The 25,414-nt window shown below is 62.6% G+C and carries 31 protein-coding genes and 2 pseudogenes; 19 read left to right on the forward strand and 14 right to left on the reverse strand.

All coding sequences use genetic code 11. The features are described 5' to 3' along the window. Nucleotides 1–75 precede the first annotated feature (75 nt). A pseudogene (locus QMO80_RS11410) lies at nt 76–288 on the reverse strand (GNAT family N-acetyltransferase); the annotation flags it as partial. Nucleotides 289–351: 63 nt separating this feature from the next. Then, a pseudogene (locus QMO80_RS11415) lies at nt 352–1,053 on the reverse strand (helix-turn-helix transcriptional regulator). 97 nt (nt 1,054–1,150) lie between these two features. Here QMO80_RS11415 and QMO80_RS11420 point away from each other — a divergent pair. Further along, complete coding sequence (locus QMO80_RS11420; protein ID WP_097624579.1) at nt 1,151–1,549, forward strand: VOC family protein; 399 nt, start codon at nt 1,151–1,153, stop codon at nt 1,547–1,549. Nucleotides 1,550–1,696: 147 nt separating this feature from the next. Further along, the gene (locus QMO80_RS11425; protein ID WP_283196718.1) at nt 1,697–2,266 is read left to right on the forward strand and encodes a dihydrofolate reductase family protein; all 570 of its coding nucleotides are present in this window, start codon (nt 1,697–1,699) and stop codon (nt 2,264–2,266) included. Nucleotides 2,267–2,291: 25 nt separating this feature from the next. Here QMO80_RS11425 and QMO80_RS11430 read toward each other — a convergent pair whose 3' ends face one another. After that, on the reverse strand, nt 2,292–2,837 hold the full coding sequence (locus tag QMO80_RS11430; RefSeq protein WP_283196719.1) for a YbhB/YbcL family Raf kinase inhibitor-like protein: 546 nt from the start codon (nt 2,835–2,837) through the stop codon (nt 2,292–2,294). A gap of 38 nt (nt 2,838–2,875) precedes the next feature. Continuing rightward, nucleotides 2,876–3,730, reverse strand: coding sequence for a helix-turn-helix transcriptional regulator (locus QMO80_RS11435; RefSeq protein WP_283196720.1), 855 nt, complete (start codon nt 3,728–3,730; stop codon nt 2,876–2,878). Between the two features lie 103 nt (nt 3,731–3,833). On the opposite strand from QMO80_RS11435, the gene QMO80_RS11440 reads away from it, so the two are divergent. Next, a complete protein-coding gene (locus QMO80_RS11440) occupies nt 3,834–4,109 on the forward strand; it encodes an AbrB family transcriptional regulator (RefSeq protein WP_283196721.1) in 276 nt (91 codons plus the stop codon). 32 nt (nt 4,110–4,141) lie between these two features. Here the strand turns inward: QMO80_RS11440 and QMO80_RS11445 are convergent, their stop codons facing one another. From QMO80_RS11445 to QMO80_RS11455, 3 genes are all read right to left on the reverse strand, one after another. After that, nucleotides 4,142–5,140 (reverse strand): GlxA family transcriptional regulator, encoded by a 999-nt coding sequence (locus QMO80_RS11445; RefSeq protein ID WP_283196722.1) that lies wholly within the window; start codon nt 5,138–5,140, stop codon nt 4,142–4,144. Continuing rightward, nucleotides 5,137–5,703, reverse strand: coding sequence for an isochorismatase family protein (locus QMO80_RS11450; RefSeq protein ID WP_283196723.1), 567 nt, complete (start codon nt 5,701–5,703; stop codon nt 5,137–5,139). Before QMO80_RS11450 ends, QMO80_RS11445 begins: the two co-directional genes overlap by 4 nt. 120 nt (nt 5,704–5,823) lie before the next feature. Then, nucleotides 5,824–6,720, reverse strand: coding sequence for a LysR family transcriptional regulator (locus tag QMO80_RS11455; RefSeq protein WP_283196724.1), 897 nt, complete (start codon nt 6,718–6,720; stop codon nt 5,824–5,826). 126 nt (nt 6,721–6,846) lie between these two features. Here QMO80_RS11455 and QMO80_RS11460 point away from each other — a divergent pair, with 126 nt between their 5' ends. Genes QMO80_RS11460 through QMO80_RS11470 form a run of 3 tightly spaced genes read left to right on the forward strand, consistent with a single transcriptional unit; the run spans nt 6,847 to nt 8,888 of the window. Beyond that, entirely contained in the window at nt 6,847–7,221 is a 375-nt protein-coding gene (locus QMO80_RS11460; protein ID WP_283196725.1) for an Atu4866 domain-containing protein, read from the forward strand. A 39-nt stretch (nt 7,222–7,260) separates the two neighbouring features. After that, the gene (locus QMO80_RS11465; RefSeq protein WP_283196726.1) at nt 7,261–8,112 is read left to right on the forward strand and encodes an oxidoreductase; all 852 of its coding nucleotides are present in this window, start codon (nt 7,261–7,263) and stop codon (nt 8,110–8,112) included. Between the two features lie 41 nt (nt 8,113–8,153). After that, nucleotides 8,154–8,888 (forward strand): SDR family oxidoreductase, encoded by a 735-nt coding sequence (locus tag QMO80_RS11470; RefSeq protein WP_283196727.1) that lies wholly within the window; start codon nt 8,154–8,156, stop codon nt 8,886–8,888. Between the two features lie 13 nt (nt 8,889–8,901). Here QMO80_RS11470 and QMO80_RS11475 read toward each other — a convergent pair whose 3' ends face one another. Further along, the gene (locus QMO80_RS11475; RefSeq protein ID WP_283196728.1) at nt 8,902–9,465 is read right to left on the reverse strand and encodes a methylated-DNA--[protein]-cysteine S-methyltransferase; all 564 of its coding nucleotides are present in this window, start codon (nt 9,463–9,465) and stop codon (nt 8,902–8,904) included. A gap of 167 nt (nt 9,466–9,632) precedes the next feature. Between QMO80_RS11475 and QMO80_RS11480 the strand changes: the two genes are divergently transcribed. The 5 genes from QMO80_RS11480 to ybaK all read left to right on the forward strand — a co-directional run bounded on the left by QMO80_RS11480 (nt 9,633) and on the right by ybaK (nt 12,282). Next, nucleotides 9,633–9,914, forward strand: coding sequence for a hypothetical protein (locus tag QMO80_RS11480; protein WP_283196729.1), 282 nt, complete (start codon nt 9,633–9,635; stop codon nt 9,912–9,914). Between the two features lie 56 nt (nt 9,915–9,970). Then, nucleotides 9,971–10,207, forward strand: coding sequence for a 2'-5' RNA ligase family protein (locus QMO80_RS11485; protein WP_283196730.1), 237 nt, complete (start codon nt 9,971–9,973; stop codon nt 10,205–10,207). 92 nt (nt 10,208–10,299) lie between these two features. Continuing rightward, entirely contained in the window at nt 10,300–11,358 is a 1,059-nt protein-coding gene (locus tag QMO80_RS11490) for a succinylglutamate desuccinylase/aspartoacylase family protein (protein WP_283196731.1), read from the forward strand. 89 nt (nt 11,359–11,447) lie between these two features. After that, a complete protein-coding gene (locus tag QMO80_RS11495) occupies nt 11,448–11,798 on the forward strand; it encodes an ArsC family reductase (RefSeq protein WP_283196732.1) in 351 nt (116 codons plus the stop codon). A 10-nt stretch (nt 11,799–11,808) separates the two neighbouring features. After that, nucleotides 11,809–12,282: a Cys-tRNA(Pro) deacylase gene (ybaK, locus tag QMO80_RS11500; protein WP_283196733.1), complete on the forward strand. Its 474-nt coding sequence runs from the start codon at nt 11,809–11,811 to the stop codon at nt 12,280–12,282. Between the two features lie 2 nt (nt 12,283–12,284). Here the strand turns inward: ybaK and QMO80_RS11505 are convergent, their stop codons facing one another. Then, complete coding sequence (locus QMO80_RS11505) at nt 12,285–12,728, reverse strand: MarR family winged helix-turn-helix transcriptional regulator (RefSeq protein ID WP_283196734.1); 444 nt, start codon at nt 12,726–12,728, stop codon at nt 12,285–12,287. A gap of 78 nt (nt 12,729–12,806) precedes the next feature. Here QMO80_RS11505 and QMO80_RS11510 point away from each other — a divergent pair, with 78 nt between their 5' ends. Together QMO80_RS11510 and QMO80_RS11515 are read left to right on the forward strand one after the other, a co-directional pair. Then, complete coding sequence (locus QMO80_RS11510) at nt 12,807–13,490, forward strand: glutathione S-transferase family protein (protein ID WP_283196735.1); 684 nt, start codon at nt 12,807–12,809, stop codon at nt 13,488–13,490. A 229-nt stretch (nt 13,491–13,719) separates the two neighbouring features. Beyond that, entirely contained in the window at nt 13,720–14,973 is a 1,254-nt protein-coding gene (locus tag QMO80_RS11515) for an aminopeptidase (RefSeq protein WP_283196736.1), read from the forward strand. Here QMO80_RS11515 and QMO80_RS11520 read toward each other — a convergent pair. Next, entirely contained in the window at nt 14,921–15,832 is a 912-nt protein-coding gene (locus tag QMO80_RS11520) for an EamA family transporter (protein ID WP_283196737.1), read from the reverse strand. The genes QMO80_RS11515 and QMO80_RS11520 overlap by 53 nt on opposite strands. 81 nt (nt 15,833–15,913) lie before the next feature. Between QMO80_RS11520 and QMO80_RS11525 the strand changes: the two genes are divergently transcribed. Then, nucleotides 15,914–16,414, forward strand: coding sequence for a MarR family winged helix-turn-helix transcriptional regulator (locus QMO80_RS11525; protein ID WP_283200170.1), 501 nt, complete (start codon nt 15,914–15,916; stop codon nt 16,412–16,414). A 111-nt stretch (nt 16,415–16,525) separates the two neighbouring features. On the opposite strand, the gene xseA is transcribed toward QMO80_RS11525, so the two are convergent. Further along, nucleotides 16,526–18,109, reverse strand: a complete 1,584-nt coding sequence (gene xseA / locus QMO80_RS11530; protein WP_283196738.1) for an exodeoxyribonuclease VII large subunit — start codon at nt 18,107–18,109, stop codon at nt 16,526–16,528. A 297-nt stretch (nt 18,110–18,406) separates the two neighbouring features. Between xseA and QMO80_RS11535 the strand changes: the two genes are divergently transcribed. Further along, complete coding sequence (locus QMO80_RS11535; protein WP_283196739.1) at nt 18,407–18,652, forward strand: hypothetical protein; 246 nt, start codon at nt 18,407–18,409, stop codon at nt 18,650–18,652. Between the two features lie 23 nt (nt 18,653–18,675). Here QMO80_RS11535 and QMO80_RS11540 read toward each other — a convergent pair whose 3' ends face one another. Beyond that, the gene (locus tag QMO80_RS11540; protein WP_283196740.1) at nt 18,676–20,517 is read right to left on the reverse strand and encodes a hypothetical protein; all 1,842 of its coding nucleotides are present in this window, start codon (nt 20,515–20,517) and stop codon (nt 18,676–18,678) included. A gap of 160 nt (nt 20,518–20,677) precedes the next feature. Here QMO80_RS11540 and QMO80_RS11545 point away from each other — a divergent pair, with 160 nt between their 5' ends. Then, a complete protein-coding gene (locus tag QMO80_RS11545; RefSeq protein ID WP_283196741.1) occupies nt 20,678–21,685 on the forward strand; it encodes a glycosyltransferase in 1,008 nt (335 codons plus the stop codon). Beyond that, nucleotides 21,682–22,059, forward strand: a complete 378-nt coding sequence (locus QMO80_RS11550) for a GtrA family protein (protein WP_283196742.1) — start codon at nt 21,682–21,684, stop codon at nt 22,057–22,059. Before QMO80_RS11545 ends, QMO80_RS11550 begins: the two co-directional genes overlap by 4 nt. A gap of 103 nt (nt 22,060–22,162) precedes the next feature. On the opposite strand, the gene QMO80_RS11555 is transcribed toward QMO80_RS11550, so the two are convergent. Beyond that, nucleotides 22,163–23,149, reverse strand: a complete 987-nt coding sequence (locus QMO80_RS11555; RefSeq protein WP_283196743.1) for a Gfo/Idh/MocA family protein — start codon at nt 23,147–23,149, stop codon at nt 22,163–22,165. 236 nt (nt 23,150–23,385) lie between these two features. Between QMO80_RS11555 and QMO80_RS11560 the strand changes: the two genes are divergently transcribed. Further along, entirely contained in the window at nt 23,386–24,333 is a 948-nt protein-coding gene (locus tag QMO80_RS11560) for an aldo/keto reductase (RefSeq protein ID WP_283196744.1), read from the forward strand. Nucleotides 24,334–24,347: 14 nt separating this feature from the next. After that, nucleotides 24,348–24,791, forward strand: a complete 444-nt coding sequence (locus QMO80_RS11565; protein ID WP_283196745.1) for a GNAT family N-acetyltransferase — start codon at nt 24,348–24,350, stop codon at nt 24,789–24,791. Here the strand turns inward: QMO80_RS11565 and QMO80_RS11570 are convergent. Continuing rightward, the gene (locus QMO80_RS11570; RefSeq protein WP_283196746.1) at nt 24,781–25,398 is read right to left on the reverse strand and encodes a hypothetical protein; all 618 of its coding nucleotides are present in this window, start codon (nt 25,396–25,398) and stop codon (nt 24,781–24,783) included. The genes QMO80_RS11565 and QMO80_RS11570 overlap by 11 nt on opposite strands. Nucleotides 25,399–25,414 lie beyond the last annotated feature (16 nt).

Consider the following 25,414-nt stretch of genomic DNA (forward strand, 5'->3'; position numbering starts at 1 on the left):
CCTCGGGATAGACGGTCGATGGCAGGCCGCCGAACTCGTGACTCTGCTCCACAAGGCGACAGGCCTGAACGACCGTCAGAGAAGACCCTTGCCCTTGAGATCAGCGGCGAAGGTGGCGAGCGGCATGACAAGCGTAAGCGGCTGGCTCTCCAGCGGCTCGGCCCCATAGGTGACGTACCATTGGGCCGCTCGCTCGTCCTTTGCGTCGATAATCAGCAGAACGCCGCCGGCTTCGGACGCGATCCGCAGGCAGCGAAGCGCCGCGGCCGCGAGGAGCTGTCCACCTAAACTAGGCTCGGATCGCAACCGATATCTCTGTAGCGGGCCATCTGCCCCGGCGGCTCCCGGCGATCAGTGGTCGGACCGGGAGGGCTGCTCGTCGCGCCACCGCTCCCAGCGGCGACGCAAGTCGCCTTTCCTTAGGCCGTTGCTCGCCTCCAGCACTTCGATCTTAAGCATGCGATCGGTTCGGAAATGACGGAAGTCCTGCCGTAATTCTCACCACGCGACAATCAGTCACGTTGCTTCACTGTAGCCGAGGATGACCGGCCACACGACCCGCTCGGTCTCCTCCCCAGTATCGGATCGATACCGCAGGCGAAGCTTCCGATCTTCACGGATCGCATGGCGCAGTTCGTTCGTATCGACCGTGTGTGTCGGGGTGATCGTGCCAGGCTTTGCTCCAACGCTTGGCTCGGCGATGTATGGACGTAGCCTTTCGGGGATAACGGCTGCGATCTTGCTCACTACGTCCCGTGCCGCTGCGGATAACGCCTTATCGCCGCGTCCTGCGACCCATTGTGCACCCAGCACGATCGCCTCGATCTCGTCGGGCGTCAGCATCAGAGGCGGCATGTCATAGGTAGGGTCGAGCAAATAACCGAAGCCGGCCTCTCCGACGATAGGGACCCCTTGGCCGATCAGGTCGGCGATATCGCGGTACACCGAGCGCCTGGACACTTCGATCTCTTCGGCGATTGCCGCGGCAGTCACCGGCCGGTTCGTACGGCGCAGGATCTGAATGATCTGAAACAGACGATCGGCTTTTCGCATAACTGCTGACTCCTGTTGCCATAATGCTGGCAACAGGCCTGTGCGACAAGGCCTGAGCGACGCGGCGCGCGTTTGCGGTCTTCTGGAAGGAAAAGTCATGAAATTTGCCTCAACCCGGCTGATTGCCGGCAATATCAAGGCTGTGGTCGGCTTCTACGAAATGGTCACCGGACAATCGGCCGAGTGGTTGGCGCCGGTTTTCGCCGAGATCGTCACCCCTTCGGCGGCACTCGCCATTGGCAGCATGGAAACCGTACCGCTGTTCAAAGAAGGCAGCGCCGAGGCCGGCGCCAACCGAACGGCGATCATCGAGTTCATGGTGGATGACGTCGACGCAGAATATGCACGGCTGAAGGATAGGGTCGAAGTTGTTCATGAGCCTAAACTGATGCCGTGGGGCAATCGGTCGGTGCAGTTCCGCGATCCGGAAGGCACGCTTGTCGCGTTGTTCATGCCGTTCACGGATTCGGCAAAGCAGCGCTTTGCGTCGCGATAGGCGCGGCCCTGACACTTAATATGATCGGGTAATGTCGGATCTTCCCGGTCCGGTTCGTCCTTGGGCCAAAGCCAAACGAGGAGAACGCCATGAGAGACCTGATCCTGAAAATGTCCATATCGGTCGATGGTTTCGTCAGTGATCTGGATGGCCGGAACCACATGGATGTTCGGCGCCGATCAGGAGGCGAAGGATTGGAGCGTGGATTATATAGGGAAAGCCGGCCTGCACATTATGGGCAGCCGCAGCTTCCTCGCCATGGCCCCCTTCTGGCCGACTTCCACCCTGGCCTTCGCGCCGCCGCTGAACCAGATCCCCAAGGCCGTCTTCTCACGACAGGGGCCGGCGATCCTCGGCAAGGTGGTGGCGACGCTCGATGACATCGGCGCCAAGGCGGGGACCGGACAATCTCCAGGGCTGCAGCCCGGCGCGGAAAGCTGGGCGGAGGCCCATGTGGCAGGCGGAGACCTCGCGGAAGAAATCGCGACGCTGAAAGCCGAGGAGGGCAAACCGATCATCGCCCATGGCGGCGTGAGCTTTGGCCGCAGCCTGATCGCCGAGGGACTGGTCGATCAGTTCGCCCTGCTTGTGATCCCCGTGGCGCTCGGCAAAGGCCTGCCGTTATTCTCCGAGCTCACCGCGCCGAAGCCTCTCAAGCTGATGAGCTCGAAGGCTTTTCCAGGCGGCGCGGTGGCGCAGATCTATCGGCCAGCCTGAACTGGTCGCCGGAGGTCAGCCGGCTTCAGCGGCCGTAGGTGACCTCGATGGAGGCCTTGGCGAGCGTATTTGCCCTGACATAGAAACCAACCATGGCCCCGGGCGCGGTCTCGGGAAGCGGCAGCTTGTCGACCGAGAGCGCGTAGATGGTGAACTGGTAGTGGTGCGGCGCATCGCCGGCCGGCGGGCATGCGCCGCCATATCCTGACGTAGCGAAGTCGGTGTGGCCTTCCACGGCACCCGCTGGAAGTTTTTTCTCACCGCTGGCGCCAGTGGCGATTTTCGAGACATTTGCGGGAATGTTGAAGACAGACCAGTGCCACCAGCCCGAGCCGGTGGGAGCATCCGGATCGTAAGCCATGACCGCAAAGCTCTTGGTTCCCTCGGGTGCAGCCGACCAAACGAGTTCCGGCGAGATGTTGCTGCCCGCGCAACCAAAGCTGTTGAAGACCTGCGCATCAGCCATGGACTTGCCTGAAGTCAGATCTTTCGAGGTGAGTTTCATTTCGGCCTGGGCGGCCGTGGCGCCAAAGACGGACGCGGCGAGAAGGACTGCTGTTATGAGACGCATGCTGTTTTCCTGCGGTTGATGACGCCGGAAAACTACCGTCAGCGAGTCAGTGCATCTGCCCCGCTATGCTCAACTTCTGCCCCGATCCGTTCAAAATGCTCGGAACCACTGCGCACGTGGCGCGGACTGACGCCGAACCGCTCTTTGAAACGCGCCGAAAATTGAGAGGGTGAATCGTAGCCGACCTCAAGCGCGACCTGCGCCATCGGCAGCGTCGTCGTATGAATGAGCCCCAGCGCCCGGTTCATTCTCGTATCACTCAGGATCTCGCTGAAGCCGGTATTCTCCGCGGCCAGCCTGCGCCTCAGTGTCGCTTCGCTCATGTTGAACGAACGCGCCGCATGCGCCAATGTCCAATCAAAGGCCGGATCGCTTTCGATCATCTGCCGCAGCCGATCCTCAAGCCGAGGACTCTGGCCTTCACCCAGCACCGCACCGCAGAGCGCAAACCAGGTGACGAGTTCCATCAGCCTGGCCTTGGCAATGGCGCCAGGAAGCCTCGCCAGGTTGCCGGGCTGACAGCAATAGTCAAACAATACGGCGGCTTCTTCCGGGAAGCTCGAGGTGCTTGCCGGAAGCGGCCGCGAGGGAACGGCGATTGGCCCCATCCTCGCATAGGCATCCTCGAACAACTGTCTCGGAACAGGAAGTGCTACGGTCTGATAGTTTCGCGGCGCCTTCGGAATGTTCTCCATCGTCAATGGCTGATAGTCGGGCAGCAAGCCGTATGCGCCGGCCTCAAGGCGCAAAGGCCTGTCATCCGCCATGATGATCTTAGTTCCCGATTGCACTTGGAACAAAATGGGGCTCGTATTGACGAGACGATAAAAACAGGCTCGCCCACCCTGCCGGATCAAGGCCCTGGTCGGAACGGGAAAGACTTCGTCCAGCATAGCTTCTCCAGCAAAAGGGCGCGCGCCTCGCCCGGATCGTGATCCTTGGGTATCGCGGCCCACCTGTCTATCTTATGTTCGTCTTCCAAACGGGACCAAACCGATGACCCGCGCTGAAAACCTCATTACCACCGTATCGACCAAAGGACAGGTCATACTTCCCAAAACCGTGTGCCAACGGCGGGAATGGAAGGCGGGAACTCGTCTCATTGTCGAGAAAACCCCGGACGGTGTGCTGCTAAGGCAAGCGCCCGCCTTCGCGCTGACGCAGGCAGACGACGTGTTCAGCACGCTTCCCTTCAATGGCGAGCCGAAAACCCTGGAAGAGATGGAAGCCGGCATCCTGGCCGAAGCCCGACGTTCCCATGATCGCGATTGATACGATCTCATCGCCCGATACCTGACAGACGATCACAGCCTTGATCGCGCCGTGCTCGGCGGGCTTTCATGCAAGCGGTTCCAGGCGCGGCGTAGCTGCCGCGCCGAGCCGAAGCCGGCGCGCATTGCGACCGCCTCCATGTCCAGCCGCGAACCGGCGAGCATCTCGCGGGCGAGCGCCACGCGCATACGATTGACGAAATCCGTGACGCTCATGCCTGTCTGTTCGTTGAACAGCCGCGAGAGGTTGCGCGGGCTGGCGCCGCTGAGGCGGGCAAGTGCTGCGACCGACCAGTCCTGAGTCGGATCGGCCACCACTGCGTCCTGCGCACGATGAATGACCGGATGGATATGGTTTCGGCCTTCAAGCCAGGGTGAAAGCTGCGGGTCCGAGCCGCCGCGCCTGAGATAGACGACGAGGTATCGCGCCACCGCGACAGCGCAAGCGTGGCCCGCCGCTTCGGCGACGATATGCAACATGAGGTCGATGCCGGCGGTGATGCCGGCGCTCGTCAGGCGCTCTCCGTCCTCGACATAAAGCCGATTCTCCCGGACACGCGCCGTGGGCGCGAGCCTGATCAGATCTTCCATGCAGCCGTGATGAGTGGTGCAGTCGCAATCGTCGAGCATTCCCGCCTCGGCGGCGAGCAATGCGCCCGAACAGATCGAGGCCAGGCGAATTCCCGGACGAATGGCACGTCTCAGCCATTCGACGATGGCAGCCTCATCGGCGCATTCCCGTTCGCTATGCTCGAGGCCGTTTTCCATCGGGGCGTCGGCGCTGCCGGCAATGACGACAAGCGCGCCATCCGGCAATCGCTCCGGCAGCGGAGCAACGCCGGTAACGGCAAGAGCTATCGAGCTGCCGACCGTCGACGACGGACCGATATAGGTGACGGTAAAGCGCACCCTGTTCTGTTCGAGGTTGGCCTTACGCAGCACCTCGATCGGGCCGGCCACGTCGAGCAGCAGAACGCGCGGCGGGACGACGACGAAAACCGGGATATCGAGGGGCTGCGCAGGGTCGGTCATGCGGCGAGCAGCTCCCCACGGCCTGTCAGTGCCTGTTCGACGGTCGCGATCCGCGCGAAGCGACCGGAGAGAACAAGTTCGGTTCGGTCCCGGATTTCCCTGGCGCTCCAGCTGCGTCCGATACCGTCGGTCATCGGGAATGTCAGGGTCGCTTCGCCGACATAATCGACCTGATAGCCGAGATCCGAGGCGTGACGCGTCGTGGTCTCGCAGCATTGTTCGGTGCGGATGCCGGAGACGAGGAGACGGCGGACGCCATTCTCGGTCAGCCACACGTCGAGCCCCGAACCGACGAGAGCGCTATGGCGGCTCTTCCTGAAGGTCGCCTTCGGGGCGATCCGGAGTGGGGCAAGCGTTCTGACGAGCCCGGAGCTTTCGGAGAACGGCCCGTTTCCATCGACATGAAAGATCTGAATGACAGTTATGCCGCGGGCTTCCGCGCCGTCGATCAAAGCCTGCTGGCGATCGATATAGGCGGAGGCGAGGTCTTCATCCCAATAATCACGGTGCCTGAAGGATTCCTGGGCATCGATGACGAGAAGAACGGTATCATGATCGGACATTTTTTGCTCCTTCGAGATTGATCATGACGCCATACTCCGCGATTTGAAAGCGGAGCGAAATGCACGCCGCGGACAAAGAGCGGACAATTCACGCCAATAGCTGCTTTCAGCGGCAGGCGACTAACGCCTGCCGGAGGCGCGGATATGGTCCACCAGCGCCCGCAGCTTCAGCGGCTGCCGCTGACGCCTGGGAAAATAGAGATAAAAGCCCGGAAAGGGCGGACAGAAATCTTCGAGCAGCGGCACAAGGTCACCTCGTTCGAGATAGGGCTGAAAGGTTTCCACCATGCCGAAGGTGATGCCGGCGCCGGCGCAGGCCATGTGGATCATCATGCCCATGTCGTTGGTCGTGACGGCGGGATCGACGGAGACGTCGAAATCGCGATCATTCTCGGTGAATTCCCAGCGATAGGGCGCGGTATCCGGGCGCGGCCGCCAGCCGATGCAGGTATGGTCCTGGAGTTCGCTTGGATGGCGGGGACGGCTGCGGCGCTCGAGGTAGGCGGGGGATGCGGCGGCGCATTGCCGCTGCGGCTCGGAGACGGAGATCGCGATCATATCCTGCTCGATGACTTCCCCGAGCCGGACACCGGCGTCGAAGCCCGCCTCGACGATATCGAATTCGTCATCGGTGACGGTGATATCGAGTTTGATCTCAGGACAGGCCTCGATGAAGCCGGCCAACAAGGTGCCGGATAGAAAATTCTCGGCGATCGAGGAAACGGTGATCCTGAGCAGGCCGCTCGGGCGCGCCTGCATGTCCCGCACCGTCTGCATCGCATCCCTGACCTGCCGCACCGATGGGCGAACCGCGTCGAAGAAGACTTCGCCGGCTTCGGTCAGGCTGACGCTGCGTGTCGTGCGCTGGACGAGCGCGGCGCCAAGGCGATCCTCCAGGCGCTGCAAGGCCTGGCTGACGGCGGAACGGGTGACGCCGAGCCGCTCGCCGGCAAGACGAAAGTTGCGCGCCTCCGCCACCGCGAGAAAGACCGAAATGCCTTCGAGATCATCGCTCATTGGTTAGTATTTCTAACCAAGGCATCCTGCATTGGCAACTTAATCACGTCGACCAAGGAGACTATCTTCCTCTCGAGGCCAGGCAAGGCAGGGCTCATGGACAGGCCTCTTTCGAAGGGAAGACCGATGCGAAATATTTCGGCGAGACCTGTTCTGCATATTTTCGCCGCAACCACCTTGGCCGGCACGGCGATCGGCTCGTCAGCCGCGGATGCCGTCCGCGACCGGCAATCCGTGCGTCAACAAACAAGCGAGAACATCATGCAGCACCATCCTTATGTCGGCATGTGGGTCACGGATGACGGCCGTGTGCGCCACGGACTTCTGGCCAACGGCCGTTACGACGAAGCCCGCGGCAGCCGGGAAAGCGCCTATCGCGGCCGCTACGAAGTCACCGGAAGCCATATCGAATACTGGGACGACACCGGCTTCACCGCCGACGGCGATTTTGTCGACGGCGATACTCTCCATCATGGCGGTATGGTGCTTCGCCGCAAATAACCCATCACTCGGGATAAGGGCCGTTTCCGGCCGGAAAGGATGACGATCATGTCTTCCACCACACCCATCTGGTTCATAACAGGCGCTTCGTCCGGCCTCGGCCGGGCGCTTGCCGAAGCGGTTCTCGCCCGTGGCCGGCGCGCCGCCATAACCGCGCGCAGACCCGAGGCCTTGAGCGATCTCACGGCAGAGCATGGAAACCGCGCACTTGCTCTCGCACTCGATGTGACGGACAGCCGCTCCGTCGCCCGCGCGGTTCATGATGCCGAGGCGCATTTCGGGGCGATCGACGTGCTCGTCAACAATGCCGGCTACGGCTACCTCGCGGCGATCGAAGAGGGCGAGGATGCCGAGATTCGCGCCCAGTTCGAGACCAACGTCTTTGGCTTGATAGATGTTACCAGGCAGGTTCTGCCGGGCATGCGGGCACGCCGGCGGGGTCACATCTTCAACGTCTCCTCGCTCGGCGGGCTCGTCGCCTTCGCGGCCACCGGTTATTACCACGCCACCAAATTCGCGGTCGAAGCCCTGTCGGAATCGCTTTCCCATGAGGTCAAGCCATTCGGCATCGATGTGACGATCCTCGAGCCCGGCGCCTTCCGCACGGACTGGGCCGGCCGATCGATGGTCGAATCCAGGACTGTTATCGACGACTATGCCGAGACATCGGGCAAGCGGCGCCAGGCCACCCGTTCGGTCTCCGGCAAACAGCCGGGCGATCCGGCGCGTGCCGCAGTCGCGATCATATCGGCATTCGAGGCGGAGGAGCCGCCGCTGCGGCTGCTCCTCGGCGCACCCGCCCTGAAGATCGCCCGCGAGCGGCTCGATGCGCTGCGGGCAAATTTCGACGCCTGGGCGGAGACGACGCTGAGCGCCGATTTCCCCAGTTGATCGCACACCCGAGGAAACCTCAGCCTGAAAAGGAGCTTGAAATGTCTGGTATCGAAGGAAAAGTCATTGCCATCACCGGCGCCAGCAGCGGCATCGGAGAGGCTGCGGCAAGGGTGCTGGCTGCCGCGGGCGCCCATATCGTGATCGGCGCACGCCGCAGCGAGCGGCTGCAGGCGCTTGCCGGCGAAATCGAAGCCAGGGGCGGCAGCGTGCGCCTGAGAAAACTTGACGTCACCGACCGTTCCGAAGTTGAGGCCTTTGCAGGTTTTGCGAGATCGGAATTCGGCCGCCTGGACGTCATCGTCAACAATGCAGGCGTCATGCCGCTCTCGCCGCTCGAGGCCCTCAAGGTGGACGAATGGGACCGGATGGTCGATGTCAACATCAAGGGCGTGCTCTACGGCATCGCCGCAGCGCTGCCGATCATGAAGGCGCAGGGATCGGGGCAGATCATCAACCTGTGTTCGATCGGCGGTCACAGCGTCTCGCCAACGGCCGCCGTCTATTGCGCCACGAAATTCGCAGTCCGGGCGATTTCGGACGGGCTGCGGCAGGAGACCGATCGCATCCGCGTGACCGTCATTTCTCCCGGCACGACGACATCGGAACTGGCCGACACGATCACCGATGCGACCGCACGCGACGCCATGAAAGCTTTCAGGGCGGTGACGATCAGCCCCGAGGCCGTCGCCAAGTCGATCCTCTATGCCGTCAGCCAGCCTGACGACGTCGATGTCAGCGAGATCATCATCCGGCCAACGGCCAGCCCGCATTGAGTTGCCGTCACGCCTAAAAGCCCAGCGACTGCTGGGCGGGCGGCGGCGGGGCGAGGTTGACGCCTTCGAGCTCCAGCATGCGGGTCTTCGACGACGAGCCGCCGGGAGCGGAGAAGCCGCCGATCTTGCCGCCAGCCGCCAGCACCCGGTGGCAGGGAATGATCAGTGCGACAGGGTTCTTCGCCATCGCCTGGCCGACATCGCGGGCGGCTTCCGGCCCGGCGCCAAGCTCCTTCGCCAGCGCGCCGTAGGTGGTCGTGCGGCCCCAGCCGACACGCCGTGCCGCCGCGTAAATATCCCTGAAGAAGGCATCCTGCCCGGCAAGATCGAGTTCGACGCCGGAAAAGTCCGTTTCCTCACCCTGGAAATAGCGCTTCACGGCGGCGACCGTTTCGAGCACATCAGGTGCCGGCGCGCCGGGTTCGGCCTCCGGCAGGCGTCGCAGCAGCAGGCGTTCGGTCGCTTCCGCTGACTTCGTCGGCAGCTGGAAACGGGTGATGCCGGCGTCGCTCCAGGCGATGCCGCAGAAACCGCCCGCGGTTTCGAAGATGTGATAGTGATGGATCGTCTCGGCCATGACACAGCCTCCGCGTTGTCGATTACCACCAAAATCGTACGGGACCGCCGCCGTTTCAACCCGATTCTTGCGCATCTCGTTCTTTTTTTGTTCTTGATATTCTCCCTTGCCGGCGTATCTTTCACCCGTTTTGGGAGCGCGAGGCGGTCATGACGACCTGACAGGCCATGGACCAGATTTCCTTCGATTTCGACCATGGTCAAAATCGGCGCGGGCGGGCGGGTGAAAGCCGGAACGGCGGCCACAGGCTTTTCTTTGCGCTCCGCCCGGCTACGACCGTCGAACGGCAAGCGGCTTCGATCGCCGATGACTATGGCAAGACCTTCTGCCTTTCCGCAACGCCGCGGCTGACGACCCTGCATGTGAGCGTTATCGGCATCGGCGACTATGACGTGTTGCCGGAGGACGTGATCTTTGCGGCCCGGCAGGCCGGCGCCACAGGATCATGAGCTTCAAGCGGGAAGGCAAGGTGCGGCCTCTAGTGCTCTGCAGCAAAGGCGGGTCGATGCCGCTCATGCGCCTGCATGTCCAGTTGGGCGTCGGCATGCACAATACCGGCTTGCATCACAATATCGATCGCAATTTCACGCCGCATATGACGCTGCTCTATGACCGCAAAGCGGTGCCGCCGACGAGCCTCGACCAACCGGTTTCATGGACGGCGCGGGAATTCCTGCTGATCCACAGCCTTCTCGGCAAGAGCGAACACCACATCATCGATCGCTGGCCGCTGCTCGGCTGAGGGCACCGTGCCCGGTGAGGCTTGCGCTTGCCGGACATCCGCGCATAAAGCTGGAGGAACCGTTCGGATGGCAAATGCGGAGCGACGACAGCATGGATGTTTCAGAGATCCTCATCCCCGGCGATACGCCGGGAACGGAGTGGCGGCTGCCGGTGCTGCATTTTGCCGGCCGCGATCCGAAAGCGCCGACGATCTATATCCAGGCGGCACTGCATGCCGGCGAACTGCCGGGAACGGCGCTCCTGCATTTCCTCTGCGAGCGGCTGCGGCAGGCGGAAAGCGAAGGCGGGATCGCTGGCGACATCACCATCGTGCCGCAGGCCAATCCGATCGGGGCGGCGCAGTCGCATTTCGGTGATTTGCAGGGCCGTTTCGACCTCGGCTCCCGCACCAATTTCAACCGGGATTTTCCGCTGATCTCCCTTGCCGATCGAGCAACGCTGATCGAAGAACTCGACGATTACCCGGCTACCGACAGACTGAAGCGGCAACTCCTGCATATGGCGCTCGGCGCCGATCTCGTCCTCGACCTGCATTGCGACGACGAATCCCTGCAATATGCCTATATCGACGAGGCTTTCTGGCCTGAAGCGGCCGATCTTGCCGGCGCGCTCGACATGCAGGCCGTGCTGCTTTCGGATGGCGAAAGCTCGGCCTTCGAAGAGGCCGTCGGCTTTGCCTGGAAATACGAGGTTCCCGGCGAGCGCCGGTCCCGGCTGCCGGGCAGGCTTTCCGTCACCGTCGAGCTGCGCGGCAAGCGCGACGTCGATCCGCTGCTGGCGAAGCAGGATGCCGACGGGCTCTGGCGTTTCCTTGCGGCGCGCGGGATCGTCAGCGGCGGGACGACGCCGACGGCATTTTCCGGTCCCGCCGTGCCGCTCGACAATGTCGAGATCCTCAGGGCGCCCGAAGGCGGGGCGGTGCTTTTCCATCGCAAGATCGGCGACAGGGTTGCTGAGGGCGAGCTTCTGGCGACGATCGTCACCCGGCCGGGGCAGCCGGGCGGCAGCCTCGACCTGCATGCGCCGCAGGATGGGCTGATCCTGACCCGGACATCCGACCGGCTGGTGCGGCGGCGCGGCGATCTGATGAAGATCGCCTGCGGCGGTCCCAGCAACGCCTCCCGCAAGGCCGGCGCACTGGAGAATTGAGCAGGCGCTGCCGGGGATAAATGCCGCACGGCGTTTGCGCCGCCCTTTGCGCATGTTATCCCGCTGTCATCACAGGGAGATCGATCGGCATGACTGTCACCATTTATGGCATCAAGAATTGCGACACGATGAAGAAGGCCCGCAGCTGGCTGGAAGACCACGGCGTCGCCTATGAATTTCACGATTACAAGGCATCGGGCATCGACCGCGCCCATCTCGAATCCTGGATCGATCAGGCCGGCCTCGATACCGTGCTCAACCGCGCCGGCACCACTTTCCGCAAACTGCCCGATGCCGAGCGCGAGAACCTGACCCGGGAAAAGGCGATCGCGCTGATGCTCGAGCAGCCGTCGATGATCAAGCGTCCGGTGTTGGCGGCGAAGGGCAAGCTGCTGGTCGGGTTCAAGCCGGAGGTTTACGCCGGCACATTCGCGGGATGATCGGCGGCCAATGTCCAAGACCACACGCGCGACACAGCTTCTTTCCCAGGCAGGCGTCGCCTTCACCATCCACACCTATGATTACGATCCCGGCGCCGAGCGCGTCGGGCTGCAGGCGGCCGAGGCCCTAGGCGAAGCGCCGCATCGGGTGCTGAAGACGCTGATGGCCGAGGTGGACGGCAAGCCGGTCTGCGTCGTCGTGCCGTCGGATCGCGAGGTCAGCATGAAGAAGCTTGCCAGTGCCTTTGGCGGCAAATCGGCCAATATGATGAAGCCTGCCGATGCCGAACGGCTGACGGGTTATCATGTCGGCGGCATCAGCCCCTTCGGCCAGAAGAAGACCGTGCCGACGGCAATCGAGGAAGCCGCCCTTGCCGAACCGCTCGTCTATATCAATGGCGGGCAGCGCGGGCTGCAGGTGCGGCTCGATCCCAAGGAGGCGCTGAAGGCCTTGAAGGCGGTCGCTGCATCGTTGGTCGCCTGATCCTAGAGAAAACGGTCGAGCAGGCCGGCAAGCGTCTTCGCCTCGTTTTCGGCAAGCTTGCAGCCGATATGGGTCTCGATCGCGCCGGCATAGACGGCCCACATACGCTCGCGGAGCTGCCGGCCAGCCTCGGTGATCACAACCCAGCGGCCGCGTCCATCCTCGGCGAAGACTTCGCGGCGGACGAAGCCCTCCCTTTCCAGCCGGTCGATCAGGCGGGAAAGATTATATTGCGCAAGCAGCGTCCGCTCTTCGATCTCATAGGGGCGCAGCCTGCCATCTCCGGCGCGCACCAGTTCCCACAGCACGTCATACCAGGCAAGCGGCGGCATGCCGGCCGCCTTCAGCTCGGCTTCGATTGCGCCGAGCAGACGCTCGCGAGCGCGCATGATGCTCGTCCAGGCAAGGGTGGAGGCTTCGCTCGGTTTCGGCATTTTCTCCGACATAAATGCAATTACATCTATCTTGAATTCCGCCGCAAGCGCTATTAGATGCATTTGCATAGATTGTGACAGGAGATTTCCATGAGCAGGCTTACCCTCATCAGCCATCACCTCTGCCCCTATGTGCAGCGCGCGGCGATCGCGCTTCTCGAAAAGGGCGTGCCGTTCGAGCGCATCAACATCGATCTTGCCGACAAGCCGGATTGGTTCCTGAAAATTTCGCCGCTCGGCAAGGTGCCACTGCTCAGGATCGAGGAGGAGGATAGCAGCGAGGCCGTCCTGTTCGAAAGCAGCGTCATCTGCGAATATCTGGAGGAAACGCAGCCGGGCGTCGCGCTGCATCCCAAAGACGCGCTGACGCGCGCCTTCAATCGAGGCTGGATGGAATTCGGTTCGTCCGTGCTGTCCGATCTCTGGGGTTATGAAACGGCACAGGATGAACTGCAGCTGGAGGCCAAGCGCAAGGCGCTCATTGCAAAATTCGCGACGCTGGAAGGGGTGTTGGGCGACGGACCTTATTTTTCCGGCAGCAGCTTCAGCCTGGTCGATGCCGTCTTCGCGCCGGTCTTCCGCTATTTCGATCTCTTCGATACGCTCAGTGACAGCGGCATCTTCGAAGGGCTCGCGCGGGTGAAGCGCTGGCGCAAGGCGCTGTCCGAACGCGCGAGCGTGAAGGCCGCCGTTGGCGAGGATTACCCGCAGCGGCTGATGGAATTCCTGCAGAAGCATAACTCGATCCTGCTCAGGCTGCCTGCCGCCGCCTGAAGCGCAACCTGGCGGCCGGACATCCATCCGGCCGCCAGCAATTCGGCGACACGACGCTTCATTTTCGCCGCAAACGGGTCTAAGTCTGCCAGCCTCTTGGAGTGGTTCAGCTTTTCACGGAAGCGCAGAACCGCTCCAATCTTTTGGATTTACGCAATTCCGGACGGAAAACCGCTTCGCACTTTTCCTGGAATTGCTCTAGCGTCGACGACAGAAGGCAGGTTGAACCATGACTTTCATGCCCCAGAGCCAGAACACCATTGATCCCGTCAAGCTGGAGAAGCTTGCTGAGGTCGCCGTCAAGGTCGGGCTGCAGCTGCGCAAGGGTCAGGATCTGGTGATCACCGCGCCTGTGGTCGCGCTGCCGCTCGTTCGGCTGATCACCAAGCACGCCTATCAGGCCGGCGCCGGCCTCGTCACCGCCTTCTATTCCGACGAGGAAACGACGCTGGCACGCTATCAGCACGGCAGCGACGAGAGCTTCGACCGCGCCTCCGACTGGCTCTATGAGGGCATGGCCAAGGCCTATGCCAACGGGGCGGCGCGCCTTGCGGTCGCCGGCGACAATCCGCTGCTCCTGTCCGAGCAGGATGCCGGCAAGGTCGGCCGCGCCAACCGCGCCACATCGACCGCCTACAAGCCGGCGCTGGAAAAGATCTCGAATTTCGACATCAACTGGAACATCGTCTCCTATCCCAATCCGTCCTGGGCCAAGGTGGTCTTCCCCGGCGATCCTGAACCGATCGCCATCGCCAAGCTCGCCAAGGCGATCTTTGCCGCATCGCGCGTCGATGTCAGCGATCCCGTCGCCGCCTGGGCCGAGCACAATGCCAATCTGGCCAAGCGCTCCGCCTGGCTGAACGGCGAGCGCTTCGCTTCGCTGCATTTCCAGGGACCGGGCACCGACCTGACGGTCGGGCTTGCCGACGGGCATGAATGGCATGGCGGCGCTTCCACCGCCAAGAACGGCATTACCTGCAACCCGAACATTCCGACCGAGGAAGTTTTCACCACGCCGCATGCGCTGCGCGTCGAAGGCCATGTTTCCAGCACCAAGCCGCTGTCGCACCAAGGCACGCTGATCGACAATATCCAGGTGCGCTTCGAGGCCGGGCGCATCGTCGAGGCCAAGGCATCGCGCGGCGAAGAGGTCCTGAACAAGGTGCTCGATACCGACGAGGGCGCGCGCCGGCTCGGCGAAGTGGCACTGGTGCCGCATTCCTCGCCGATCTCGGCGAGCGGCATCCTGTTCTACAACACGCTGTTCGATGAAAACGCCTCGTGCCACATCGCGCTCGGCCAGTGCTATTCCAAATGCTTCCTGAACGGCGCGACGCTGAGCCAGGAAGAGATCAAGGCGCAGGGCGGCAATTCCAGCCTGATCCATATCGACTGGATGATCGGCTCGGATAAGGTCGATATCGACGGCGTCACGCCGGATGGTTCGCGGGTTCCGGTGATGCGGCAGGGCGAATGGGCCTGACCGGCATCGTCGCGCGCTGACTGAGCCAGACGCTGGCAAGCACCATGGCGAAGCCGGCGATCTGCGCCGGCGCCAGGCTCTGGCCGAGCGCCAGCCAGCCGAGCAGGGTGGCGACGACGGGGCTTAGAAAGCCGAGCGAGGCGACCGCCGAGGGCTCGATGCGCGACAGGCCGCGAAACCACAGAAGATAGGTGAAGGCCGCGCCGATCAGGCCGAGATAGGCGATGCCGGCGATATTTGCGACGGTCGGTTCCGGCAGCGCCGGTTCGAGGAAAAGCGCAAAAGGCACCAGCAGGATGCCGCCTGCCGTCAATTGCCAGGCGGTGAAGGTGAGGTTTGACACCGGCGGTGCCCAGCGCCGCGTCAGCACCGTGCCGAAGGCCATCGAGACGGCGCCGGCAAGACCGGCGGCAACGCCCGCAGGATCGAGCCCCGCCTTCGGCGTCAATACCAGCAATCCCACGCCGGCCATGCCGGTAAGACCCGCCAGCACGGCAAGCGGCCGGATCGCCTTGCCGAGGAAAAGCCGCGACAGCGCGATGACGATCAGCGGCTGCACCGCGCCGACCGTTGCGGCAACGCCGCCCGGCAGCCTGTAGGCCGAGACGAAGAGCATCGCCCAGAAGAACGCGAAGTTCAACGCGCCGAGAATGAAGGCCCTTGCCCACCAGATGCCGTAGGGCAGTTTTCTCACCAGGAGCAGAAGCAGCAGCCCGGCCGGCAGCGCGCGCAGCATCACCACCGTCAGCGGATATCCGGCCGGGAGAAATGCGGTGGTGACGATATAGGTGCTGCCCCAGATGGCGGGTGCAAGGGCGGTCACCGCAAGATCGGCGGTATAGCGGCTATTTATCTTCATCTCAAGAATCTCTATTTCAAGATAAATTCATCTTACCCGGTTTTATCTTGACGTCAAGATAATGGATGTTATCGATGGATGATGAGCAAAGACAGCAGGATGGATCACGTCGACAAGATCCTGGCGCAATGGCGCCAGGAACGGCCGGATCTCGACGTCGAACCGATGGGCATCCTCGGACGCCTCAAACGCCTCGGCACTCATCTCGGCCGCGAAGTGGAGGCGGTGCTGCTGAAACACGGGCTTTCCACCTCGGCCTTCGATGTGCTGGCAACGCTTCGCCGCTCTGGCCCGCCCCACCGGCTCTCGCCGGGCGAGCTTCTTGATATGACGATGGTCAGTTCCGGCACGATGACGAACCGCATCGACCAGCTCGAAAAGGCGGGCCTCGTCGAGCGCATCGTCAACCCGGATGACAGGCGCAGCGTGTTGATCGCTCTGACGGAAAAAGGGCTGACGACGGTGGAAACCGCCGTCGACGCCCATGTCGCCAATCAGCACCGGCTGACGGGGAACCTGAGCGCTGCCGATAAGGCGGAACTCGACCGGTTGCTCAGGAAGTTTCTTTCGGATTTCGAGTAGTTTCCACCATCTGGCGGAGTGCTTGCGGCATGGGTCCTCGGGTCAAGCCCGAGGACCCATGCCGCAACCACCACGTTTGGCGTTCACGCTGTCCGCCGTCACGGAACCGCTCTAAAACAGACTTCCCTGCTTCGACGGATCGCCGGCTTCCCTGGCAGGCCGCTTCTTCAGCGAGGCAGGCGGTGCCCCGCCCTCCGTGGTCACCGCGCCGATGCGGCCGTCGGAAAATTCGATCGAGACGGCGGCACCCGTCGAAAGAGCTGAAGCCTGCGACACCGGCCTGTCCTCTTCGTCGCGGATCACTGCGTAGCCGCGCTTCAGCACATTCTTGTAGGAGAGCGACTGCAGCACGCGATCCTGCGCCGCAAGCGCGGCTTTTGCGCGGATCAGCCGATGGGATGTCGCGGTGTCGGCGTGCCTGATGAGATTGGCGAGGTGGTCGCGGGCGCGGCCGGTCTGCGCCTGCAGGCGGGCGGGCAGTGTGGCGAAGACCGCCTCGGCGCGGCCGACGCGAGATTTCGAGCGGTCGATCAGCCGCTCGACCATGCGCTCGGCCCGCACCATCCGCTCGTTCAGCGTCTGCCGCCGCTCGGCGATGCGGTTGGCCAGCACATCAGGGCGCAGATGCGCGGCGACGCGCTCGAAGCCGCGGCGCTTGTTGATGGTGTTGAGTTCGAGCCCGCGGCCAAGGCCGGCCGCCGCCTCGTCGAAACGCCGGCGCGGCAGGGCGAGGAGCTGATCGAGCGACGGCAATGCCCGCATCAGAGCCCGCACCGACTGGCGGCGCTGATCCATCTGCCGGTTCATGCAGCCCTGCAGCCGGGCGGCAAGGGCGGCGGCCTGGGCCTCAAGCTCCGCCTTCACAGGCACGGCCATCTCGGCAGCCCCCGTCGGTGTCGGCGCACGGACATCGGCGGCATAGTCGATCAGCGTCCAATCGGTTTCGTGTCCGACCGCAGAGATCAGCGGGATCCGGCTTTCGGCCGCAGCCCGCACGACGATCTCATCGTTGAAACTCCAGAGATCTTCCAGGCTGCCGCCGCCGCGCGCGACGATCAGCACATCCGGGCGCGGAATGGCGCCTGTCGGCTCCAGCGCATTGAAGCCGCGAATGGCGTTCGCCACCTCCTCGCCTGATCCCTCCCCCTGCACCTTTACCGGCCAGACGAGGACATGCACGGGGAAACGATCGGAGATGCGGTGCAGAATATCGCGGATCACGGCGCCGGTCGGCGAGGTGATGACGCCGATCACATCAGGCATGAAGGGCAGCCGCTTCTTGCGGGCGGCATCGAACAGGCCTTCAGCGCCGAGCCTGCGCTTGCGTTCCTCGATCAGCGCCATCAGCGCGCCGGCGCCCGCCGGCTCCAGCGTCTCGATGACGATCTGATATTTCGAGGAGCCGGGAAAGGTGGTGACCTTGCCTGTGGCAATCACCTCCATGCCCTCCTCAGGACGGAACTTCAGCCGCGAGAAGGTGCCCTTCCAGATGACGGCGTCGATGCGGGCGCGATCGTCCTTCAGGGCGAAATAGGCATGACCCGATGAGTGTGGCCCGCGATAGCCTGATATTTCGCCGCGCACGCGAACCTGGTCGAAGGCCGTCTCGACGGTGCGCTTGATCGAGCCGGAAAGTTCCGAAACCGAATATTCGGCAAGGTTGGTCGGCGAATCGCTGTCGAAAAGGTTGCTCATCCCTTCTTTCTATGTCGATCGGCGGCAAACGGGAAGGCCGGCATCGGCGCAGCGAGCTGTTTCCCCGGCTGTTGAAGTCGGCGGCGGCGGGCGGATGCGGTCGCGGCAGCTTGGCGGATGGACAGCGAAATCGGGTAAATCCGTTTGGTTGCGGAACGCATCGTTAGAATGCGCGTTATAGACGAAAGGGATTGCTAACCACCGCAATACAAAGGCTTTTCGGCGGAGCCTGCCGGTAAATCTTTGTTAGCTGGCGCTTCCTATGCTTCCCCTCGTTATCACTGGGAAGGTGCTGAAATGATTATTCTCACAGCAGCAGCATTGGGCATCACCGCCGGGCAAACGCGCTCGGCTGCCGCGATCGCGTTGGTTGCCGCGCTGATCGGAATAACCTTTGCGGTGGCGGCGATCACCTCGCCCGGGCCGGTCTCCATCCTGGCCTTCGTCTATGCCGTTCTCGGCTATAATGGCGGCCTCATGCTCTTCGTTCTCGGGCTCTATGCCAAAACGCTTCTTCGCCCCGCGACGCGCGCTTCCCACTAAAGATTAGCCGAAAACTGCCGGCGTCAATTCGCCGCCGGCCGATAGCGAAAGAATTGAACGCCCGCCCCGGCCGCCTTCGGAAGCGGCTCCAGATAAGGCGGAATATTGCCCTTGCCGAGCTCCGCATAGAGCCCATCCGGCTTCAGCTTGGCAATCTCCCGCGTCTGCAGGTCACCGGGGCAGAAGCCAAGCACGGTCACATCAGCGCCCTTCAGGAAGGCTTCCGCCTCCTGCGGCTCCGCCAATCCGATATGCAGCTCCGTCAGCATGCCGCCCTGATTGCGGTGATAGGGCGCGGAGAGAACCCGGTTTTGGGTGAAACGGAGAATCGGCACGCCCATTTCCGAGGGTGCGGAGACCAGTCCGGCCGGAAGCCCGGCGAGTGGCGCCAGCGCCGCTTTCGATGTGCAGGAAAGCCCCTTTTCCGCCGTCTGCTTCTGGGCGCCATTCTCCATCTGCAGCGAGGCAAGTCCGCCGCCGAGTGCCCAGGCGGCCGGAACGCTGGCCAGCACCGTCACGATATAGACGAAGGCGGCGGCAACGTTCTCGCTGTCGCTGTTGGATATCCGCCTGATATCGATGATCAGCAAGGCAAGCGGCAGAATGGAGAGCAGGTTCGAGAAAGTGCTGCCGCGCACCTGGACAAGCGCGATCGCCCAGCTGGTGATAAGCAGGAAGAGCAGAACCAGATGGATCTGCATGCGGTCGCGCCGAACGATACGGAAAATGCAGACCGCGATGGCGAACAGGCCGGCCGCATAGAAGCCACCGATAGAGAAGGGATCGGTGCGAAGAAGAACGAATGCCGACTGCGCTTCCGACACATTCCTCAGCCAGAGCTCGACCAGCATCGGATCGAGACCGGCGAGCGGGTCGCTCAGGCATTGCGGCGCAATCACCATTGCCGAACCGAGAACGCCGGCACCGACGAGGCCAAGTGCGGCAAAGCGCAACGGCCGGCGCAGGCGGCTCGCAAAAACCGCCGAAAACAGCAGCAGCCCGCCGCCGATCGCCGCCAGGCTGTAATAACCGAGCGAGAGATTGTCGCAAGTGACCGTCGAATAGAGCCGGGGCGGCACCGTTGCGACAAAGAGAATGCTGATCGCAATCGCCAGCGCCAGGCCGAAAGCCTTCGCGGCGGCGGCGAATTTTTCCCCTTCCCAGGCCCAGAGCAAAGCGATGGTCACGCAGACGGCGGCGACGAAAGGCGTCGTCTCGGCGCCGATGGCGATGGCGACCGCTGCGGCGATGCCGGCAACCGCATAACTCCAGCCGCGCCGCTCCGGATCCAGCAGCATCGCCACCATCGTCGCAACCAGCGCCAGCTGCGCATTGTGATGATCGATGGCTCCAGGCGCAAAACGGTTGCCGGTGTAGATCGCAAGACCGGTCATACCGAGACAGATATGCATGCCGGCAATACCGCCGATACGCCGCCCCGCAACGGCCATGGCGAGCATGGCGGGCAGAACCAGTGAAACCGGCCAGACGGCAAGCGCCAGCGCCTCGGCCGTCTCGTGCGGTGCAAACAGGCCGAAGAACCAGATCAGCGAAGCGATCGGCAGATCGATCAGCCGCGACCAGTGCATCAGCGTGCCGCTGCCGAGGCCGAGGCGATATTGCATCAGATCGAACCAGCCCTGGCCGGCGAGGAAATCGCGAACCTCGATGAGACGCATTCCGTCGTCATTGTCGGGACCGACATAATCGGTGGCGGTAAAAAGCTTGGCGACGAGGAGGATAGTGGCGAGAACGACGCTATAGGCGATGACGGTTGGCCACAGACGCATCATCAATCCGCCCAGCCCGCCCCTTTGGGCGGAGGTCACGGATGCGGCATTGGCGATCGGCTGCACGGCATTCATCGTGGTTAGCGCTTCGTTTCCAGATGGCCGAAGCTTAGCCGTCGCCGATCAAGAAAGTGTAAAGCCGCTTGCGCAGCTGCCGATTTTGCCTGCGTCATAGGGTCTTATTAACGGCGGGTGATTTAGGCTGCGTGCGGCTTTCAGTGTAACGAGTAGAGTCATGGCCCGATCGCGTACCGATAATCCGAATATTGCCGTCCTGCTTCCCTGCTATAACGAGGCAGCGACAATCGGCCCCGTGGTGCGGGGTTTCCGCGCGACGCTGCCGGATGCTACGATCCACGTCTACGACAATAATTCCACCGACGGCACCGCGCTGCAGGCCATGCTTGCCGGCGCGCATGTCGTGCGCGAGCGGCGGCAAGGCAAGGGCCACGTCGTGCGCCGCATGTTCGCCGACATCGACGCCGACATCTACATCATCGCCGATGGCGACGGCACCTATACGCCAGCCGATGCCGAAGAACTGGTGCGCACACTGCTGACCGAGCGGGCCGACATGGTGGTGGGAACCCGGCGCGGCGTTCATGCCGATGCCGGCCGCCAGGGCCATGCGCTCGGCAACCGGCTTTTCAACCTGCTCTACCGGACGATCTTCGGCCCAGACTTCACCGACATCTTTTCCGGCTACCGCGCTTTCTCGCGCCGCTTCGTCAAGAGCTTCCCGGCTGTATCGGGCGGCTTCGAGATCGAAACCGAAATGTCCGTGCACGCCTCGCGGCTGAAACTGCCGGTCAGCGAACTGGAACTCGATTATGGCCGCCGGCCGGAAGGCTCGCATTCCAAGCTCTCGACCTTCCGCGACGGCGGCAGGATCCTCTGGATGTTCGCGATGCTGATGAAGGAAACCCGGCCCTTCGCCTTCTTCAGCACGATCAGCGCCACCTTCATGCTGGCGAGTCTCGGCTTCATGGCGCCGGTGCTGGCGGAATATTTCGCAACGGGTCTCGTCAGCCGCATGCCGACCTGGGTGCTGTCGATGGCGCTGATGATGATCTCCTTCATGCTGTTTACCGCCGGCGTCATCCTGGATTCGGTGGCCCGCGCCCGCGCCGAACAGCTTCGAATCCATTATATGAACCTGGAGACGCCGAGCGCGGCCAATGCTCCGCTCAGCGAAGCAGCGTCCGCATCTCACGCGCGTCCCGGCAAGGCGGATGCGGCATGAGAAAGCTCATCCGCTTCGCCATTGCCGGCGGCATCGGCTTTCTCGTCGATGCCGGCGTGCTGTCGGCGCTGCTGCATCTGACGCCGCTCGGGCCTTTCCTGGCACGGCTCGTCGCGATCGCGCTGGCAATGGCGGCGACCTGGGTTTTCAACCGGAACTTCACCTTCGATCGCTCCGGCCGTTCGCTCGCCGCCGAAGGCTTCCGCTACGGCTCGGTCGGCGTCACGGCGGCGCTCGTCAATTACGGGCTTTATTCCGCGCTGCTGCTTTCGCTGCCTGGGCTCCAGCCGCTTGGCGCGATGATGGTTGCCAGTATCGCGGCAATGGTCTTCAGCTTCTTCGGCTATTCGCGCTTCGTCTTCCGCGCCGAGTGATTAGAGCGCCGCGCGTCCAAAAGGACGCGCTAAGGACGCTCTAACACTTTGAAGTGGCGCATAATCCTTTCCGAAAATCGATTCCGATTTTCGGGGTTATGCACTAGACCGCTTCCCAGCCGTCCTTCTCGCTGGCGCGGTAGATCGCGTCGATCACCTTCTGGTTCAGCTTCGAATTTTCGAGCGTGACGAGTTCTTCCTTGCCGTCCTTCACCGCCCGCGCGAAGGCTTCGACCTCACGCTTGTACTGGCGGCTGTCCTGGAAGCGGAAGATGCGCGATTCATTGTGGCTGCGGTCGGCAAGCTCGATCTCCTCAGGCCCAAAGCGATTGGCGTTGAATGGCGACTTCACCTCGATGTAACCGTCGGTGCCGTGGAAGACCATGACCTGGCGGTTGGCCATCTGCGTCGAGATATAGAAGCTCAGCTCGAAATCGCCGAAATCGGCTTTGACGCTCGAATAGATATCCGTACCGAATTCGGGATCGCGCTCGGTGACCGCCTGGATCCGCAGCGGTTCCTTGCCGGTGGAAAAACGCGTGCCCATGACGGGATAGACGCCGATATCGGGAAGGCCGCCGCCGCCAAGCTCGGGGACGTTGCGCATGTTGGCGGGATCGCGGTTGAAATAGGTGAAGGCGCCCTGCACATGCCGCAGCTTGCCGATCGCGCCCTCATCGATCAGCGCGCGCACCTTCTGCCAGACCGGGGAATAGGTGATCATATAGGCTTCGGTGACCACCACGCGGTTGCGGTCGCGGGCGGCGATCACATCGTCGATATCGCCGGCCTTCAAGGCGAGCGGTTTTTCACAGAGCACGTGCTTGCCGGCATCGGCTGCTTTGATCGACCATTCGATATGCTGCGAGGTCGGCAGCGGGATGTAGACCGCGTCGATGAGATCGGAGGCCAGCATCTCCTCATAGGAGCCGAAGGCATGCGGCACGGAGAAACGGTCGGCCATCTCCCTGGCACGGGCGAGATCACGGCTGGCAATCGCCGTGACGACGCAATTTTCCGCGTCCTGGATTGCGGGAACGACATTGTCGCGGCCGATCTTCGCCGTTGAAATAATACCGAAGCGCAGCATATCCAAACCTCCCAAACAGATTTCCGCGAACCATATTCAGGCCTCAGCTGCGGCGCAATGGCGCGGGCTGAAATCACGGAAGTTTGCCTTCCCGGATGCCCGCAATGCGCTAAGTTCTTCCAGATCGTCAGAGCATGATGTCGTCCGAAAACCGCTTACCCCTCTCGGCATCATGCTGCGGGACGGCGTTCTGCCGTATCCGCGATTTCAATCATTGCAGAATTTTGGAGAGCGTCATGGAAATGCGCCGGCTTGGAAAAACAGGTCTTTCGGTCGCGCCGATCGTCATCGGCGGCAATGTCTTCGGCTGGACGGCCGACGAGAAAACATCCTTCGCCATTCTCGACGCCTTCTTCGATGCGGGCCTGAATACGATCGACACGGCCGATGTCTATTCCGCCTGGGTTCCGGGCAACAAGGGCGGCGATTCCGAGGAAATCATCGGGCGCTGGCTGAAACAGGCAAGCCTCTCCCGCGACAAGGCCGTGATCGTTACCAAGGTCGGCTCGGACATGGGACAGGGAAAAACGCTGAAGGAGAGCTATATTCTGAAAGCGGTCGAGGATTCGCTCACCCGGCTGCAGACCGATTATATCGACCTCTATCTCTCGCATTGGCCGGATGCAGATACGCCGCACGAGGAAACGCTCGGCGCCTATGCCAAGCTGAAGCAGCAGGGCAAGATCCGCGCCCTCGGCTGCTCGAATTATGATGCGGCGCTGCTCCAGGCTTCCTTCGACGCTGCCGAAAAGGCCGGGCTGCCGCGTTACGATGTGGTACAGCCGGAATATAACCTCTATGAGCGCGCAAGCTTCGAGGGGCCGCTCGCCGAGCTCTGCATCGAGGAAGATATCGGCGTCATCACCTATTTCAGCCTCGCCGCCGGCTTCCTCACCGGCAAATACCGCAGCAAGGCCGATACCCAGGGGCGCGCCCGCGAGGGCCGGGTCTCGCAATATCTCGACGCCAAGGGGCTGCGCATCCTTGCAGCACTCGACAAGGTTTCCGCCGAAACCGGCGCCAAGCCCGCGGAAATTTCGCTCGCCTGGCTCTTGCGCAAACCGGGCGTGACGGCGCCGATTGCCAGCGCGACCAGCCTTTCGCAGCTTGAAAGCCTGGCGAAATCGGCGACACTTGCCCTTTCCGACGAGGCGATGGCGCTGCTCGACGAAGCCGGGAACTGAAAGAGGGAGAGCCGATGACCGTGACGATCCGCGATGCCCGCCCCGAGGATGAAACCCGCTGGCGCGAACTCTGGGCTGATTATCTCACCTTTTACGAGGTCACGGTCGATGCCGATATCACCGATTCCACCTGGCGCCGGGTTTTCGATCCGGCGTCGGCGATCGCCATGCGGGTCGCCGAGGGCGACGGCAGGATCATGGGCTTTGCGCTCTATCTCACCCATGAGGGCAGCTGGATCCGCGGCAGGGACTGCTATCTCGAAGACCTGTTCGTCGATCCCGAGGCACGCGGCAAAGGCGTCGGGCGAGCGCTGATGGACGATCTCGTCGAACTCGGCAAGGCGCAAGGCTGGTCGCGGCTCTATTGGCATACGAGCGAGCAGAACAAGACGGCCCGGGCGCTCTACGACAGCTATGTCGAGAGCGACGGTCATATCCGCTATCGCATCAGCTTCTGAGGGCAGGAAAACCTTCGTACCATTCGCAATGCTTCCCCTCCCAATTCGCCATGCCCGGCTTGGTGAGGATGCCGCGCGGGCTGACGTAACTCTGAATCACCCGTTTCGGCCGCTCGTGCCACTGGATATTGAAGGCCCAGAGCTTGGGGAAGAAGCAGAGCGAGGCATAAGGCAGGTGATCGTGGATCCACCAGGCGAGCCGCTGCCAGTCGCTTTCGTCGCTGTAGCGGTCGATCATCCATGGCACGGCAATGCAGACCGCAGCGCCCATGCAGCCGTCGAAGTCCCGCATGTCCCAGATGTGATGGGCTGCGGTGGCGGCATTGGTCGAGCAGTTCAGATTGTTGTCGTTGCCAAATCTGTTGACATCGGGCGAGCGATAGCCGGAGCGGATATGCAGGCGCCCGAAGGTCGCTTCCAGCGGCTCCAGCAATTCCTGGCAAAGCCTCCTGCCCGCCTCGATCGCCAGATCGGGGTCCTCGGGAATATTGGGAATTCGGTGGAAATCGGCAATTTCGGAGTGCAGGAAATCGCGGAAGAAGAAGTTCTGCGACAGCCTTATCCGGCCAAGATCCTCCAGACCCTTCATCGAACCCGGCTTGCGCATGACGTTCTCTTCCTTC

It is taken from the genome of Rhizobium sp. BT03 (assembly GCF_030053155.1).
Lineage (GTDB): Bacteria > Pseudomonadota > Alphaproteobacteria > Rhizobiales > Rhizobiaceae > Rhizobium.